Origin of the sequence: Sporosarcina sp. P17b (assembly GCF_002743115.1) — a bacterium.
Lineage (GTDB): Bacteria > Bacillota > Bacilli > Bacillales_A > Planococcaceae > Sporosarcina > Sporosarcina ureae_C.
In genome coordinates, this window is sequence record NZ_PDYP01000003.1 from 16,967 (window position 1) to 34,133 (window position 17,167).

At 39.6% G+C, this 17,167-nt stretch carries 15 protein-coding genes; 5 read left to right on the forward strand and 10 right to left on the reverse strand.

All coding sequences use genetic code 11. The annotated features are described in order from the left end of the window. Nucleotides 1-61 precede the first annotated feature (61 nt). Both CSV76_RS04030 and CSV76_RS04035 read left to right on the forward strand, forming a co-directional pair. Nucleotides 62-2,290, forward strand: coding sequence for an S-layer homology domain-containing protein (locus CSV76_RS04030; RefSeq protein ID WP_158232616.1), 2,229 nt, complete (start codon nt 62-64; stop codon nt 2,288-2,290). An 86-nt stretch (nt 2,291-2,376) separates the two neighbouring features. Beyond that, nucleotides 2,377-3,372 (forward strand): NADPH:quinone oxidoreductase family protein, encoded by a 996-nt coding sequence (locus CSV76_RS04035; RefSeq protein WP_099624821.1) that lies wholly within the window; start codon nt 2,377-2,379, stop codon nt 3,370-3,372. A gap of 44 nt (nt 3,373-3,416) precedes the next feature. Here CSV76_RS04035 and putP read toward each other — a convergent pair whose 3' ends face one another. Beyond that, the gene (gene putP, locus CSV76_RS04040; protein ID WP_099624822.1) at nt 3,417-4,895 is read right to left on the reverse strand and encodes a sodium/proline symporter PutP; all 1,479 of its coding nucleotides are present in this window, start codon (nt 4,893-4,895) and stop codon (nt 3,417-3,419) included. 231 nt (nt 4,896-5,126) lie between these two features. Between putP and CSV76_RS04045 the strand changes: the two genes are divergently transcribed. Then, nucleotides 5,127-5,450, forward strand: coding sequence for a YbjQ family protein (locus tag CSV76_RS04045; protein WP_085427412.1), 324 nt, complete (start codon nt 5,127-5,129; stop codon nt 5,448-5,450). Between the two features lie 163 nt (nt 5,451-5,613). Here the strand turns inward: CSV76_RS04045 and CSV76_RS04050 are convergent, their stop codons facing one another. Beyond that, nucleotides 5,614-6,300 carry a gluconate 2-dehydrogenase subunit 3 family protein gene (locus CSV76_RS04050; protein ID WP_233192333.1) on the reverse strand — a complete coding sequence of 229 codons (687 nt, stop codon included), beginning with the start codon at nt 6,298-6,300 and terminating at the stop codon, nt 5,614-5,616. Nucleotides 6,301-6,498: 198 nt separating this feature from the next. Next, the gene (locus tag CSV76_RS04055) at nt 6,499-6,693 is read right to left on the reverse strand and encodes a YwbE family protein (RefSeq protein WP_099624824.1); all 195 of its coding nucleotides are present in this window, start codon (nt 6,691-6,693) and stop codon (nt 6,499-6,501) included. Between the two features lie 126 nt (nt 6,694-6,819). On the opposite strand from CSV76_RS04055, the gene CSV76_RS04060 reads away from it, so the two are divergent. After that, nucleotides 6,820-7,260: a YtoQ family protein gene (locus CSV76_RS04060; RefSeq protein ID WP_085427415.1), complete on the forward strand. Its 441-nt coding sequence runs from the start codon at nt 6,820-6,822 to the stop codon at nt 7,258-7,260. Between the two features lie 151 nt (nt 7,261-7,411). After that, nucleotides 7,412-10,243: an ATP-binding protein gene (locus tag CSV76_RS04065; RefSeq protein WP_099624825.1), complete on the forward strand. Its 2,832-nt coding sequence runs from the start codon at nt 7,412-7,414 to the stop codon at nt 10,241-10,243. Between the two features lie 58 nt (nt 10,244-10,301). Here CSV76_RS04065 and CSV76_RS04070 read toward each other — a convergent pair whose 3' ends face one another. From CSV76_RS04070 to sigW, 7 genes are all read right to left on the reverse strand, one after another. After that, the gene (locus CSV76_RS04070) at nt 10,302-10,667 is read right to left on the reverse strand and encodes a response regulator transcription factor (protein ID WP_085427417.1); all 366 of its coding nucleotides are present in this window, start codon (nt 10,665-10,667) and stop codon (nt 10,302-10,304) included. A 15-nt stretch (nt 10,668-10,682) separates the two neighbouring features. Beyond that, nucleotides 10,683-12,302, reverse strand: a complete 1,620-nt coding sequence (locus CSV76_RS04075) for a diguanylate cyclase (RefSeq protein WP_085427418.1) — start codon at nt 12,300-12,302, stop codon at nt 10,683-10,685. A 124-nt stretch (nt 12,303-12,426) separates the two neighbouring features. Next, the gene (gene glmM / locus CSV76_RS04080) at nt 12,427-13,776 is read right to left on the reverse strand and encodes a phosphoglucosamine mutase (RefSeq protein WP_085427419.1); all 1,350 of its coding nucleotides are present in this window, start codon (nt 13,774-13,776) and stop codon (nt 12,427-12,429) included. A gap of 51 nt (nt 13,777-13,827) precedes the next feature. Beyond that, nucleotides 13,828-14,808 (reverse strand): CdaR family protein, encoded by a 981-nt coding sequence (locus CSV76_RS04085; RefSeq protein ID WP_085427420.1) that lies wholly within the window; start codon nt 14,806-14,808, stop codon nt 13,828-13,830. Next, nucleotides 14,801-15,637: a diadenylate cyclase CdaA gene (gene cdaA, locus CSV76_RS04090; RefSeq protein WP_085427421.1), complete on the reverse strand. Its 837-nt coding sequence runs from the start codon at nt 15,635-15,637 to the stop codon at nt 14,801-14,803. The genes CSV76_RS04085 and cdaA overlap by 8 nt, the downstream gene beginning before the upstream one ends. Before the next feature lie 152 nt (nt 15,638-15,789). Further along, nucleotides 15,790-16,425 (reverse strand): anti-sigma factor family protein, encoded by a 636-nt coding sequence (locus CSV76_RS04095; protein ID WP_085427422.1) that lies wholly within the window; start codon nt 16,423-16,425, stop codon nt 15,790-15,792. A gap of 12 nt (nt 16,426-16,437) precedes the next feature. After that, complete coding sequence (sigW, locus tag CSV76_RS04100) at nt 16,438-17,001, reverse strand: RNA polymerase sigma factor SigW (RefSeq protein WP_085427423.1); 564 nt, start codon at nt 16,999-17,001, stop codon at nt 16,438-16,440. Between the last annotated feature and the right edge of the window lie 166 nt (nt 17,002-17,167).

Sequence of the window (17,167 nt, forward strand, 5' to 3'; positions counted from 1 at the left end):
TTAAGATTTTATTTGGGGTATACTATATTATCGAACTGAAATGCAGCTGGAGGTAATGAAGGTGAGAAAATGGAATACCGCACTTGTTTTAACAGCACTACTACTCTTTTTTTCCATTCAGTCTGTCAGTGCACAAACGACAGATGTAAAATATATAGATGTTCCCAACCACCATTGGGCGAAAAATGAGATTATGCAACTAGATGAAATGAAAGTGATCACCGGGAATTTCGACATGCAATTCCATCCCGAAACTCCCCTAACTAAAGGACAGGTCGCTGTTTCGTTATCCAAAATATTCGGTTCAGAACTACTAGACAAATCTTATGGTTTTTCAGACATTACGTGGGGTTCCGATAAAGGACGCTTTGCATTAACTGCTGTAAAGAATGGATGGATTCAACCTAGTAGTCCAGGCTATTTCGGATTTGATGAACCCGTGACGAAGACCGAGCTATGGGAAGCATTCAATACTGCTTTTAAGCTGGAGAAAGACATTGGGAAAGTGTTATCTACTAGTTGGCCATCTAGTTCAGATAGAGCTACTTTGCAGAACATTCCTGTATACACGTTTCCTCAAATAGAGGAATTTCTTCATTACGGTGACTCGATTGTTTCGAGAGCGTATTTTTCAAAAGCATTGCACGGGATCCTAGTGAAAACCAACCGCATTAAGCAATCAAAGCACTACACACTTTCTGCTCCGGTAGAATCCGATACCTATATTACCAGTGTACCCGAGACCTATTTAGGAAATGTACCGTTCAGTACGCACCCTCTTTATTTGCGCTCTGAGGAGGCATTTGAATATAAAGACTTTACGCAAACTAACTATGGTTTCTCGCGTGACAGCACATATACGTACGCTGTTGGAAATGAAGGTGCAGAAATAAAATTAACAGTCCGTGATTTGCCTAATAAAGATGTGTTTGTATTTTCGGAACTAACCAATCCTACTGAAACATCTATTACGGTAGAAGTACTTCAAAAAGAACAAAATATCGCACGTTTTGATTTATTCCGCTACGATCGCTATCCACTCATGCGGGAAAACACGGATTTAGCTGATGCAGATATGACAACGTATCCAACAGGCGTGTTACGCTTCATTAAGACAGACGGCACGGTAGAAGAACGAATGATTGGGCAAGCGTATCAATCCAAACAACTATCTCTTCGCTATGATAATGGCGAACAAAGTGTCTCACGCGAACTTCTGGACGAGCGGGAAAACTTTTCCTATGCATTGGCGGGTAAAACACTGCTATCTTCTTATACACTTCAAGCGAATACAGGGGAAATTGCTGATCATTGGTATGTAGACTCCGATGAACAATTGTTCAATTCAAAAGAAGACATATTCAAGTGGATGAGAGAAACTAGCCAAAACCACAAGAAGCGTAATAAGTGGTACACGGCAGATGGATCGTATAATAAGCTAGCGGACTCTACAGAACCTATGCCTATTACGGGGCAAAACTACGGTCGTACATTATTAATGCTGAAAGAAGATCGCGCACTGACCCTTTACCATGAAAATAAAGGACGGTACTTTGAAAATCTGGTCTATAACGCTTTCGTCAACTTGAAGAATTTTAAACAAGATAAAGATTATTGGGAAACAGAAGTAACAAGTACGTATTTGAAAAACTTATATGATATTCACGCACCGTTCATCGATACACGTTTCAATGAACAAATCGCGTTATTCTATTATAAAATTGGCGGGGAGTTTGGAATTCCTTCTGCGAATGAACCGTTGCGTGATTATGCGGACCTACTTGTTTCTCAACAACAAAAAGGAAATATTAATCGTGTAGCTAGCGATGCGTTTTACATTGCGGACTACTTCCCGATTAATCAGAAAGTCACGACACACACATCCATGAACCATGCTCTAGGCGGAATGAATATCTTGCTCATGTCCTATCAAGAGTTCGGTGATTGGCGATATCTTCAAACCGCGCGTAATATACAGCGTGCAATTACTTATCAAAAGGATAAATGGATTCGAGATAATGGTGACATCTGGTACAAGATTTCCCCTGAATCCAAATTTGAAGGTGATGATTATAAACATCTGACATTGGAAGACTTGATTGAATCGTATCAACTTTGGCAGCGAATTGATCCTAGTCAATTGCCAACATTGAAGCAACTAATCATTTCTAAGGCTACCTTCCTATCGAATGAAAAACTTGGCTACACGACAAAGATAAAAAAAGGCTTGAAGAAAATTGGTTTATACGAATATCTTCCTGAAGGTGACGAAGTGACGGACGCGTTATAAATGCAGTAAATCCTACACTTTGAACGAATGGACTTACTGCGTTACACTACAAGTACAGTAAAGTTCAACTTAGGAAGGAGATTCACATGACACAATTATTTAACGCTCTTGTAGTAGACAAGCACGAAGAAGAATTTTCAGTACAGGTTAAACAGCTCACATTAAACGATCTGCCTGAAGGTGACGTATTGATTCGCGTCCACTATTCAGGCATCAACTACAAAGACAGTTTAGCATCGATTCCAAATGGAAATATCGTACAGAGCTACCCAATGATACCCGGTATCGACTTAGCTGGGGTAGTGGAATCTTCAACAGATGATCGATTTAAACCGGGTGATGAAGTCATCGCAACTAGTTATGAAATTGGCGTTTCGCACTTTGGTGGATACAGTGAATATGCTAGCGTGAAATCAGAGTGGGTAGTTCCACTTCCGGAAGGTCTTTCATTAAAGGAAGCTATGATTATTGGAACAGCTGGCTTCACGGCTGCATTGTCCGTTCAACGTTTAGAGGAAAATCATTTATCTTCTGAAAAAGGTAAGGTGCTAGTAACTGGAGCAACAGGCGGTGTTGGAAGTTTTGCGATTTCATTTTTATCGAAGCTCGGTTATGAAGTCGAAGCAAGTACAGGTAAAAATGAGGAACATGCTTATTTGAAGTCTATTGGGGCAACTTCGATTGTTTCCCGCGAAGAGGTGTATGACGGAAAGATCCGAGCTCTTGGTAAACAAAAGTGGGCAGCAGCCGTAGATCCGGTTGGCGGAGAACCACTCGCTTCTTTGTTAAGTCAAATCGATTATGGTGGATCGGTGGCAGTGAGCGGATTAACCGCTGGAACAAAAATTCCGACGGCCGTCTTCCCATTTATCTTACGTGGAGTGAATTTGCTCGGTATTGATTCGGTCTATTGCCCGATGGAAACTCGCAAAAAAGTTTGGGACCGACTTGCAAATGACTTGAAGCTTTCTAATTTAGAGCAACTCGTTCAACAGGAAATCTTTTTACATGAACTTTCCGATGCCCTTCCGACATTATTGAAAGGTCAAGCACGTGGCAGAACCATTGTGAAACTAGCTTAATACTATAAAAGCCATCCTCGCAAAGCGAGGATGGCTTTTATGTATTATTCTTCTTCTAGTAACTCCAACGTGTCATCGTATTCTTTTTGAATAACCGGATCATGTTTATACGTTACTTTACTTACGAGAACCGCAACAAGTAGACACAATGCAAATCCAGGAACAATTTCATACAATGCATCGTGAAGGAAATCTATACTTCCCCAAATCCCTACCGTTATAGCACCAATAATCATACCGTATAATGCTCCTTTAGCCGTGAGCTTTCTCCAGTATAATGATAAGAGAATAATCGGGCCAAACGCTCCTCCAAAACCTGCCCATGCAAACGAAACAAGTTTTAAAACAGATTCTTTATTAGGCCAAGCAAGAACCATTGCAATAATCGCCACCACTAGTACTGCCATACGCCCTAAAAACACATAGCGACTCTCAGAAGCGTCAGTTTTTATCACCGCTTTATACAAGTCTTCAATCAAAGCCGATGATGTCACAATCAACTGTGAAGAGATCGTACTCATAATAGCCGCCAATACAGCCGCCAGCATGATACCTGCGATGAGCGGATGGAATATGATCTGCCCCAGAACAATAAAGACTGTTTCAGGATCTGCCAATTCCACACTATTTTGCTGGAAGTATGCTATACCAATGAGCGCAGTAGCGATCGCACCGATCAAACTCAGCAACATCCAGCCAATACCGATTCTTCTCGCACTCTTTGTCTCTTTCACTGAAGTGATCGCCATGAAACGTACGATGATATGTGGCTGTCCAAAATAACCAAGACCCCATGCTACTGAGGATATTATTGTGACAACACTGACGCCTGACACAATGTTAAACAACGCCGGGTCGACTTCACGTATACTTGCTGCTGTTTCAGAGAAACCACCTGTAACAAAGATTCCGAACGTTGGTACTAAAATCAGTGCCAAAAACATAATTAGACCTTGTACAAAATCTGTATAGCTAACTGCTAAAAATCCGCCGAACAATGTATAAGCCAGAACTACGACCGATACGATGATGAGACCTGTATGGTAGTCCAATCCAAACGAGCTCTGGAAGAACTTCCCTCCCGCGACCATTCCGGAAGATACGTAGAATGTGAAGAATACCAAAATAATTATTCCTGAAGCCACTCTCAATAAACGGGATGTATCTTTCAATCTGTTATCCAAAAAACTCGGGATGGTGATGGAGTTATTCGATATTTGGGTATAAGCACGCAAACGCGGTGCAACAAATAACCAGTTCAGATAAGCACCCACTGTCAAGCCTATTGCGATCCATGCTTCACCGAGTCCACTTAAATAGATAGCACCAGGCAAGCCCATCAATAGCCAACCCGACATATCAGAAGCACCTGCACTTAACGCGGTGACTGCTGGTCCAAGAGAACGCCCGCCTAGCATATAATCAGTTAGATTCGAGGTTCGCTTGAATGCATACCAACCGATTAGCAGCATAGCTACCATGTAGACAATAATAGAAATAAGTTGATACATTTGCTCAGTCATCTAATCAACTCCCCCCTTTCAATCAATATACCTATATTACCTTATGAATAGTGCAGTTTGCACCTTTATTTAGTGATTCGTAGAATAGAACTACTTTTCTCGACAGTATTTCCCGGGAAATCACACCCTTTGACATAGGAAATTCTAGTGACGATTTTGCATACTATGCAGTTATATTGAAACCTATTTTCACATCATAACGTATATATACAAATTGAAGGGGGAGATTGGATGTTACACACGACAACGAATGTTCTACAGGGCAAAACGATTGAGACTTATCATGGAATTGTATCCGGTGAAACCATTATGGGAGCCAATATCGTTCGGGATATTTTTGCGTCTGTCACCGATATTGTGGGTGGCCGCAGTGCTGCATATGAAAGTAAGCTAACAGAAGCACGTCAAACGGCAATCGACGAAATGTCACAGAAAGCGAGTGCTATGGGAGCAAACGCAGTAATTGGGGTAGACTTGGATTTCGAGATGGTTCGTGAAGGTATGATGATGTGCATTGCAACCGGTACAGCTGTTACGTATCGAGACGGAGAATAAAACAGCAGAAAACCTCATCTTTTTATAAGATGAGGTTTTCCTGTCTACATGGAGACTAATTATCACTTTTTATTTTTTGCCATTTTTGTAGATTCTGTCAGATGACTTACAAAGGATTGTTACTCTATCATCGTAAAGTCTGTAATACTATGCTATCAATCGCTTAAGGTTCCATTTCGATTGCTTTTTCATTTTCAATTTCATTGAGGAATGACATTTGGTGTCCTGGAAAACCGTTCATCTTCCAATCTTCAATAGTGTGATTTCCATTATAGATCGGATTCGAATAGACGCCTTGCAATGTAGCAGAACGCAATAAGCGGAAGAATAAAGCTGAGTCTACACCTTCCATACTTACCTTATTGTTTTGGAAAGAAGCCAAAATTCGATCCATTTGTACCTCTTCCAATTCAACGAAACGTTTGCCGAATAAACTACTAGCTTCTTCCTCTAATTTCGCAATCCCCTGTCTAAATATTTCCGCACATGTTAGATCGGTCTGATAGCCTGCCTTCGGTTCACCAGGATAGAAAGCCCCTTGCATATGCTCTTCTGTATTACTGCCATAGGGACCGGCTAATTGATTATCAATGAAGAATGGTACGCCTAATCCAAGCGCGCCAGAACCGATTTCGTCTTTAGAAAAGATTCGTTCAACCGCTGCGGTTAATGTTTCGAACTCCTCTGGATTAGTAAAAAACACTCTACTGCGAGTATTCACTTCTGATTCCACATTTTTAGACTTGTCCTCTTTTACAACATTCATGGATTTCTTGCTTTTATATCCAACTAGTCCGCCAATCAGACCTCCACCTAGCAAAGCCCCTGTAGCAATCCCAGTAGTTTTCAAAAAGCCGCGTTTAGTTACACTTGATTTCTTTCGTGTTTCGATAATTCATCCTCCTCCGATTTTTTCTTAGACAATGAGCATTATTGTTTGTCCATACTCCATTGTATGAACGTCAACCGGTAAATAGAATAGAAAATAAAAAAACACATAGCATGGTGCTGTGTGTTCGATAATGCTTTTATATTCTGCACGAGCTTATTAACCCAATATCTCTGCTACACGCCCAACTTGTCCATCTTCAAGCCGCACTTTAATACCGTGGGGATGGAAACTTGAGTTTGTCAGTAAATCTTTAACAATGCCTTCTGTTTTTACCCCACTACGTTGATCCTTCTTCAAAATAACCGCAACGCGTAAACCTGGTTTAACATCTGATCGATTCTGTCCATTCATATACTAATCGCTCCTCTTTTTTATTTAAGTGTACCATATGAATGACCTTCCCTTCTTCAAGTACTTCGGATGAATGAAGATGTAATGCATGATACAATAAAGACTATCAAACTAGGAGGGGTTTTTATGCGATTAACAGTATACCTAGCTGGGGAGATTCATACATCTTGGCGAGAAGAAGTCAAACAACAAGCAAAAGATCTTCAATTACCTGTCGACTTTGTCGGACCTATGGAAGACCATGACCGTTCGGACAACATCGGAGAAGAGATTCTAGGAGAACAGCCCGATAAAATCTTCAAAGACGTCGCTGCTTCTAGCCTTAATAACTTACGGACTGAAATTTTACTAAAGAAATCGGATGTTGTCATCGCGCTATTTGGCGAACAGTATAAGCAGTGGAACACCGCTATGGACGCAAGTGCAGCAGTAACTTTTGGGAAACCACTCATTTTAATCCGCCAAGAAAAGCATCATCACCCATTAAAAGAACTATCCCGCAAAGCACATGTTACAGTGGAGTCGGTAGACCAGGCAGTTTTAGCACTGAAATATATTTTCGAATAAATTATATACAGAGGACAAGCCTATCAAATTTTAGCGCTTGTTCTCTGTTTTTCATTTGAAACTTCTTGTCCTAAACTGAAAGTTCTATCAGCATGTAGTGGAAAAAAATGATAGAATAGGAGTATGTGTGTAGGTAGGAAGGGGTAATCGGATGGCGCAAAAAAAAGGTATTCGTCAACACTATATAAAAGTATTTATTATTTCAATAGTCACTGCCATCATAGGAATGACTAGCATGTATTTTTATGCTAGTAGCTCTTGGGATGACTTGGAAGACGAACAGCAAGACTCATACAAAAAGACACAATTGGTGGAAAATATATCAGACTCAGTCCAAGATCTCTTTTTCCGAATCCGGGGCTACTATGCATTTCAAATAGAAGAAGAACTAAACTTTGCTTACAAAGCAATTGAAGATATTCACTCCTATTCCCGTGAATTCAAATCGCTTCGCCTAAATGCAGAAGAACAGAAAATCATTAGTGAAATTGACAATTTTTTGATGGAATACGAAAACGTAACACTTCCAACCGCTATTCATTTCGTTGAAGGAGACGATTATGAAGGCTTGCGTGAATTGGCAAAGAGTGGGGCAAATCTTTCCGTTAATAATTTTATTACATATGCCAATAAATACGAAGACTCATCAAAAGAAAAGCTTACAGGATCATATGATCGAATAAAACAACAATCTAAAGTATTCTTTTTACTTATCACAATACTCGGCTTTATCTTCTTACTCATTCCCATCTACATGGTGTGGAACGTTATCAACCGTGTAGTAAAGCCTGTTGAAGAGATCACACGCGCAGCAGATCAGTATGAAACAGAGGGTACAGTCCTGTTCCAGCCTATACAAGCAGATAATGAAATCGGCGCACTTTCCCAATCCATTCATAAAATGATGCAGCGCATTCAAATGAATGAACAAGAACTACTTTCTCAAAATGAGGAGTTAATCACACAACAGGATGAATTGTTTCATCGTCAAACAAAGATGGAATTCGCCTTATCAGAAGCTAGATTTTCTCGTTTACGTTTAGAACGTTACAATGGCTTGAGTCATCTTTTGTCATTCTCGTTAGATAAGCAAGAAGTGTGCGATCAAACTTCCAACTACCTAAATCAAATCTATCAATCCGACTTAAGTTTTCTATGGTTTCCTAAAAGCGACATTCATGCGCTAAAGGGTGTTTCAGAAAATCTTTTCAATGAAATTAAACGAGAACGTCTCGAATATATGAAAGTCCGTCTTGAAACAGAGCCCTATTTCATTATCAAACGAGAAGCAGATTATGAAAAAGGTATTGCTGACAACACTACATTTGTCTATGATTTCGTGACAGGCATTTACAACACCTCAAACGAACTCAGCGTAGTCTCCATCATTTCGCGCATCGGTAAGCCATTTACCGAGGATGATCAAGACGATTTATACGGTTTGCTAAAACGAATAGCAATTGGAGTAGACCGGATTGAGCAATACGAGCTCATAAGTCATGAACGTCAATTGAATCAAAGTATATTGGATAATATAAATGAAGGTATTCGTTTCGTTTCAAATACAAGTGAAAATGATAAGTACAATGCGGCCTTATTTCAGTTACTTGGCATGGAACCTGAAACAGAACATGGACAGTGGTCACGTGAAAAATGGACAGAGTATTTCTTGGATCGTATCAATAATCCTATTGAACACAAAGCATTTCTTGAAAATGCACTCAAACCCGAATCGACTGAATCTATTACTAACAAATATATACTCTCATTACCATCTGAAAGATCATGTGTCATGGAAGTATATAGTGTCCCAATTATTATTCAAGAAGAAAAGGTCGGAACTATCTTTGTACACCGTGATATAACACATGAACATGAAGTCAATCAAATGAAGACCGAACTAGTGTCGACTGTCAGTCACGAATTACGAACGCCATTATCCAGTATTCTTGGATTCTCTGAGCTTTTGCTAAATAAGGACATGGATGACACACGCAAAAAACGTTATCTTGAAACGATACACAGCGAAGCAAATAGACTGACTTCACTTATCAATGACTTTTTAGATATTCAGCGAATGGAATCAGGTCGTCAATCCTATACTCTCGAAGATTTATCCGTCATGGAAGTAGCTGAAAAAGCTGTGGCTAATTTACTCATTCAATCACCAATTCATACTATAAACGTGCAGGATTTAACCTACTCTTCTATAGTGCGAGCTGATTATGATCGAATTCTTCAAGTATTCATGAATTTAATCGGCAATGCTATTAAATTTTCCCCTGATGGCGGAAAAGTAAATATCACTCTTTTAAATCAACAGGATACAGTGGTAGTTTCCATATCAGATGAAGGTATTGGAATTCCTTCAGATAATACCGAGCATCTATTTGAGAAATTCTATAGATTTGATAATAGCTACAGTAGAAAAATAGGCGGCACAGGGCTTGGACTATCTATTTGTAAGGAGATCGTACAAGACCATAATGGACAAATTTGGGTAGACTCCGAGGAAAATGTAGGAACGACTATTTTCTTCTCACTTCCTTTAAAACAGCTATTGCCTAAAGAACAGATTGATACTGATAAACCTTTGGTCGTAATTGTGGAGGATGATGTAAATATCTCATTATTGCTAGGAGAAGAGTTAGCAAGTAATGGATTTTCAGTAATTCATCATTCCAAAGTAAGCAAAGCATTCGTATGTATTGAAAAAATGCAGCCCGTGGCAGTCGTCGTTGATTTAATGTTAGATAAAGGTGAAAACGGCTGGGAGTTAATTAAACAAATGAAAGCATACGCTAGAACTCAATCGATACCTATTGTCATTTCCTCTTCTATGGAAAAAGAACCATTACTGATGGAGAAATTTCATGTCAGCGAATATTTGACGAAGCCTTACCCACTTAGTGAGTTGTCCACTATTATCATACAAACTATAGATCAACCAGACGGAAGAATTTTATACCCTGAGAACAACTAAAAAGAACGTCCTTTCCAGTTTGGAAGGACGTTCTTTTTTGTATAGATATGTAGTGAAATTAAAATAGTGATTTAACCAATTCAATCAGTTCATTCGGGCTAAACGGTTTAGGCATGAAGTAAGTGGCCCCTTTCGCTAAAGCGGCATCCTGATCTGCTTGTTGTGCTTTCGCAGTAAGCATAATAACAGGGGTTTCCAGTTTCAGCGGTTGTAGACGCTCCAATAGTTCCAAACCTGTCATACGCGGCATCATATAATCCAAAAGAATGACATCATACTGATTGCTTTGAATCTTTTCAAAGGCTTCTTCCCCGTCTTCTGCTTCTTCTACTTGAAATCCTTCAAATTCTAAAGTATCCGTGAGCAGCATACGCAAAATTTCTTCATCATCTACAACTAACACTTTCTTTCCTACATATGTCAAAGTGGGCACCTCCTTCTATTCTCTTTTGTCAAATAAACGATTAGCCAGCTTATCAATTCGTCCAAGTACTTCTGTCGGTTGGAAAGGCTTAATAATATAATCATCCGCACCAAGCCAAAGAGCTGCCTTAATATCATTCGCACTTTTTCTGGCAGTCATCATAGACACTGTGACATTTGTTTTGGCGTGGTCACTCTTTAAGCGACTCAACACTTCCAATCCATCCATTTTCGGCATGACCCCATCAAGTAGTACGATAAAGTAGGCATCTTGACTGTACCAGTCATCCTCTAAAAACGAAGGGCCGTCAGCATACGTCTTGACTGTAATATCGATCTCAGAGGATTTTAACTCTAGCAAAGTTTGTTGAAGAATCTGTCTGATAAACGAATCATCGTCTACAATAATGACAATCAACTTTCTTTTTACAACCCGTTTTCTCTGATCGTAGATGACAGTTTGATTTCTCCCTGAACGTTTGGCTTCATAAAGTGCTTGGTCAGAAGCGGATATCAGATTTGCGGTATTCCCTTTATACGTCGCACTGCCTGCCGAGAAGGTTACTTGGAAGGTTTCGTCACCTGAAGTGAATATAGTTTCATTAAATTTATCCCGAATCCGTTCAACGGCATGTACTGTGTCTTCCGCTTTAATGTTATCAAACAACAAAGCAAACTCTTCACCGCCATAGCGAAACACATAATCGCCTTCACGTTTTTCATTTTTAATGATTTCTCCAAACTTCCGTAGTACTTCATCGCCTGCTGGATGCCCGTACAAATCATTTACTTGTTTAAAGTGATCTAAGTCCACTATGACAAGCGAGAAAATCGCTTCCGATTGATCTGCCTTTTTAGCCAACGTATTAATCGTTTCGTCGAAGTAACGGCGATTACCTACACCTGTCAAACTGTCTGTAATCATACTACTACTGATCGCATGTTGACGCATTTGGCGGTTGAACAAATAAGGGAAAAAGACGTCCATATCAAATGGTTTGGATATCAAGTCCATAGCACCCCGACGATAGGTCTCGATCAGAATTTCTTTCGTTGCTTCTTCACTAGATATAGCTAACGTTGTGTTCTTTTGACGCGCTGTTTCTGCAATTTGATCAAGCACCTCAAAGCCAGTCATATCAGGTAATTTTGCATCTATAATTACAATACTTGGTCTCATGGAGTAAAATTGTTCAATTCCACGCTTCCCATTTAATGAGATTATTACTTGAGCACCTAGCTTCTCAAGTAACTCTTTTAAATAGGATACAAACTCCAAGTCATCATCAATAATTAGAATAAAGGTTTCTTGATCTAGACGGTTGACGTAGCGATCGGGTAATTGAAATTCTTCTTTTTTCACGGCAACAGTATCATCGAAATACGCACGTATACGATTCTTCAGATTCTCCAATGAAGAAACAGGAATTTTCTGATCATTGGAAGACGTCAGGATTTCTAATTGTGATGCACAAAAGAGAGACAACTGTTGCAATCCGATTGTCCCAGAAGTTCCCTTCAATTTATGAAGAAAATAATACAACTCTCGTTCCGTTAAACTACCACGAACTTTCCACTCTTCAAAGATATTCTCAGTACGTTGTGCGAGCATATTCTGATATTTCTTTTGACTCACTATTTTCCCCTCCGTTCAGCGGAAGCATTCCCATTTGGCCTCTACTTCTGATTCCCCGTATTCACCTGTGTACAAAAAGAAAGCTGGTAATATAGAACGTACTACTACCAGCTCAAATGCATATTTATTCTAGACCCATTTCTTCTTTCACTACTTGTGAAATTCGATCTGCATAAGCCACACATTGTGCTTCTGTTTCAGATTCGACCATTACACGAACAAGAGGCTCTGTACCGGAAGGGCGTACAAGTACTCTTCCCTGTCCATTCATCTCTTTCTCCACTTCGTTAATAACTCCAACAATACGCATATTATCCATAACAGCATATTTATCATTAACACGAATATTGATGAGTTTCTGTGGATACACGGTCATTTCAGATGCCAATTCAGATAATTTTTTACCTGTTTGTTGCATAATATTAACTAATTGCAATGCCGTCAGTAAACCATCACCCGTTGTATTATAATCCATGAAAATAATGTGACCGGATTGTTCTCCACCAAGATTATAAGAATTCTTGCGCATCTCTTCTACAACATAGCGATCACCAACAGCTGTTTGGACACTCTTCATGCCGAATTCTTCTAAAGCCTTATAGAAACCCAGATTACTCATCACTGTAGAGACAATTGTGTCTCCTTTTAATCTACCTTTGCTATGTAAATATCGAGCAACGATGAACATAATCTGATCACCATCGACTATATTTCCTTTTTCATCAACTGCAATGAGACGATCCCCATCGCCATCAAATGCCAGTCCGATATCTGCACTCTTTTCCACTACAAGTGACGCAAGGGTTTCAGGGTGTGTAGATCCAACTCCATCATTAATATTCAAGCCGTTTGGAGAAGCGCCCATTGTAGTCAAGTCTGCATCCAAATCCGCAAATACATGTGTCGCCAAAACTGAAGTCGCACCGTGCGCGCAATCCAGTGCAACATGGATATTCTCAAAGTCCTCATCCACGATTTGTTTCAGATATTGAATATATTTTTGACCGCCTTCAAAGTATTCCGTAATGGTCCCAACATTTCCCCCAACCGGACGAGGCAATGTATCTTCTTCCGCGTTTAATAGTTGTTCAAATTCCTCTTCTTGTGCATCTGTTAATTTAAAGCCACTTTCTCCGAAGAACTTAATTCCATTATCTTCAACAGGGTTGTGTGATGCTGAAATCATGACCCCTGCTTGAGCATTCATAACGCGTGTTAAATAGGCAACACCTGGTGTACTGATGACGCCCAGTTTCATGACCTCCACACCAACAGATAGTAGACCTGCTATTAAGGCATTCTCAAGCATTAAGCCAGAAATCCGTGTATCTCTACCTACTAACACTTCTGCTTTTTCTTCTACTTCTTTAGTGAATAAATATCCACCGATTCTGCCTAGTTTAAATGCTAGCTCGGGTGTTAGCTCTTTGTTAGCTACACCTCTGACGCCGTCTGTTCCAAAATACTGTGTCATGTTCTATTCTTCCTTTCGATCTTATCTAAGTAGATCACGTTTGGTAAGATTTTATGATTCTTTACTATCGTCCGTCTTTTTTGATATATCCGAAGCTTCACCTGAAACCTTCACCTGGACTTTTAATTTAGCAGGTACTATTCGAGTAATTCCTTCAGGTTTTTTTACGTCTACTTCCACTTTTCCAGTTTTATTTATTTTCGTTACATCCAACTCTACTGGAATTTCTTTAATAGCGTCGACTACACTCTTCGGACCATATATACGAATTGATTTATTTTCTGGGACTGCACTTTCAATAGTTACTTCTTCTGTCGGCTGTCCTATTTGCTGCAATTTCAATGGAACTTCACGGCTGTATTCCTGAATATCCACTTTGACAGTGACTTCTTCCGGATCCAATGAAACTGATAATTTATTCAAGTCTCGATCCAATACACGAACGCGAGATTTTTGTTCAAACGATTTATCCAAACTACCTTCACTTGTAATAGAAACTTTCACGAAATTAATTGCATTCACAACACTTTTCGCTCCTGTTACATTAATCGTAGAAGGCTGGACATCCATACTTTTCACTTCATAACCTTCAGCTAATAATCTAGTGTTCATCTCTGGATCCACACGGAATGATTGAGTTACCTTTTCTTCAATATTGATACTAACCGTTGCAGGGTCAAGTCGAACATCCAGTTTATCGGATAAGTTTTCTGCTTGTATACGAACGTTATGTTCACCTAGCGTTAAATTCTGCAAATCCAATTTCAATGAGAAATCTTTTAATAACTTCGTAGTCTGTACAATTTGAGCAGGACCTTCAATTGTCATATTGACCATATCAGGAACGCCAGTTACAACTAAATTCTCGGTATCATAGTATACTTCTACGGGCACGTCTTGTATAAGATCGAATACATCGCCCATAGTATTTCGGCTGGATTGATCTTCAGCTTTTACTGATAAAAACAGCATAATCGCCAAAAACAATGCGGTCAATCGCAGAAACCAGGGGCTGTCCATGAATTTATCCATTTTTTCTCTTCCCCCACTTCCATAGAGAAGTATCTGTTTGTCCTGTAGTGTTACCAAACCATGAAATACGTAATATTTTTTCAAATTCTTCTATATCTAGTTTACGGTTGATTTCTCCGTCTGTCGCCACACTAATCGCACCCGTTTCTTCTGAAACAATGATGGTTACCGAATCAGTTACTTCACTAATTCCAAGCGCCGCACGATGCCGTGTGCCGAGTTCTTTTGAAATAAACGGACTTTCTGATAAGGGTAAATAACAACCTGCAGCTGCAATACGGTTTTTCGTCACAATAACAGCCCCGTCATGCAATGGCGTGTTCGGAATGAAAATATTGATAAGAAGTTCGGATGTAATATGTGAGTTCAAAGGGATGCCTGTTTCGATGTATTCACTAAGACCTGTTTCCTTTTCAATTGTAATTAACGCACCAATACGCCGCTTAGCCATATAGCTAACGGATTTGACAAATGCATCAATCAGACGGTCACGTTCTTCTTCTTCTTGCATTGCAGTCCGCGCAAAGAGTCTGCCTCGTCCTAATTGTTCTAGCGCTCTACGTAATTCGGGCTGGAATATGATGATAGCAGCCAAGAAACCGAAGCGAAGCACTTCTTCCATCATCCATTGAAGAGTTTTCAAACCAAGCCATTCCGTGATATAACGACCAATCAAAATCACGAAAATACCTTTCAGTAATTGAACGGCTTTTGTCCCTTTAATAATAGTAATTAATTTATAGAGTACGAACCAAACAAGAAGCACATCCACAATATTTTTCAGTATTCCTATTGGTGCTAATGTTGTTACTTGCTCCAAACCCGGCATGTGCTTCCCCTACCTTTTAAAAAAGTTCTTATTTATCTAGTATAGCATAATTCCCAACTAACATGCCCAACTAAAAGGTGTTGTATAAACGAATGAGAATTAAAAAAGGTGATGCGTAAGCCTGGAAGCCGCATCACCTTTTTAACTTATTCTTATTCCTTTTCGACCTTTTGTTCTTTCGAGGCAGGGATAATATCTTTTGCGACAGATTTCATCTTATACCATAGCCAATCGAATATTTCATTAATCTCTTCGCTTGATCCTGTAATGACGGCAGTGGAGGCCATATACTTCGAACCGCGTATCACGGTCACATTGCCGTCTACTTCTCCTTCTATTCGAAGGTTTCCATTCTTTACGACAAGATCTCCGACAACCGTCTCACCCGCTGGTACAACTACAGTCTCCCCTTCAACCACTATATTAGGTTGTTTAGTAAATGAAAACTGTTGTTCATTTTCAAAGCTCGAGAAGAATGATGCGCTCATAAGCAATAAAAACAACGCAGCCGCCACCATAAATGGATGCTGACGGAACCACTTCTTCGGACCTTTCTTGATGGTCTGTCTGGGTAATCGCGCATTCACGTTACTGACAAATCCAGCAGGTGCTTCCACTACATCTATACTTGTAAACAAGGTAACGGTTTGCTGTAATTCCTCGAATATATCTCTGCACTCTTCACAGGACTTTAAATGTTCGTTCAAAATCTGCTCTTCTTCATTAGTGATTTCACCATCTAAAAACGCATGCATATAATGGACAACATGTTTAGGACATTTTTCCATGAATCCAACCTCCTACATACTCCCCATTTGTTGTCGAAGTGCTTCACGTCCACGATGTACTCGTGTTTTCACTGTACCAAGTGGCATCTCTAAAATGTCAGCAATCTCCTGCAACTGTAGGTCTTCCATATATCTCAAAATAATTATCGTACGGTATTTATCGGGCAGCCTGTTTACTTCATATTGAACACGATCTTTCATTTCCATCTTCTCTACTTCTTCTTCAGGTAGCTGATGATCCGTTGCGATTTGTGAATACATATCCAAGCCTTCTGTTCCTGGCACCGTAGCATCTAGATAATAATCGGGTTTTTTCTTACGAATACGATCAATACATAGATTAGTCGCAATACGATACAGCCAAGTAGAAAACTTCCGCTTTTGATCATACGTTTCCAAATTTACATAGGCACGCACAAAAGCCTCTTGTGCAATATCTTCCGCTTCCGCTGCATTATTCAACATTCGATAGCACACTTGATATAATCGGTGTTGAAAATGAATAACAATCTCTTCAAAAGCTTCTTGATTACCGTTTAATACTTCTTTTACTCGTTTATTAATCAATTCGTCCAATAGGCTTCACCTTCCGCTCTTATGCGGCTGTCCCTTTATATACGTTAGATACTTCATTTGGTTTCATTTTTTCTTCATTTATTTTGTCCATCCCTACTTTATCATTATTCACACTGAGAGTGATAGTCATTTCCACAAAGAAAAAAGTGATCAAAACCTATAGGCT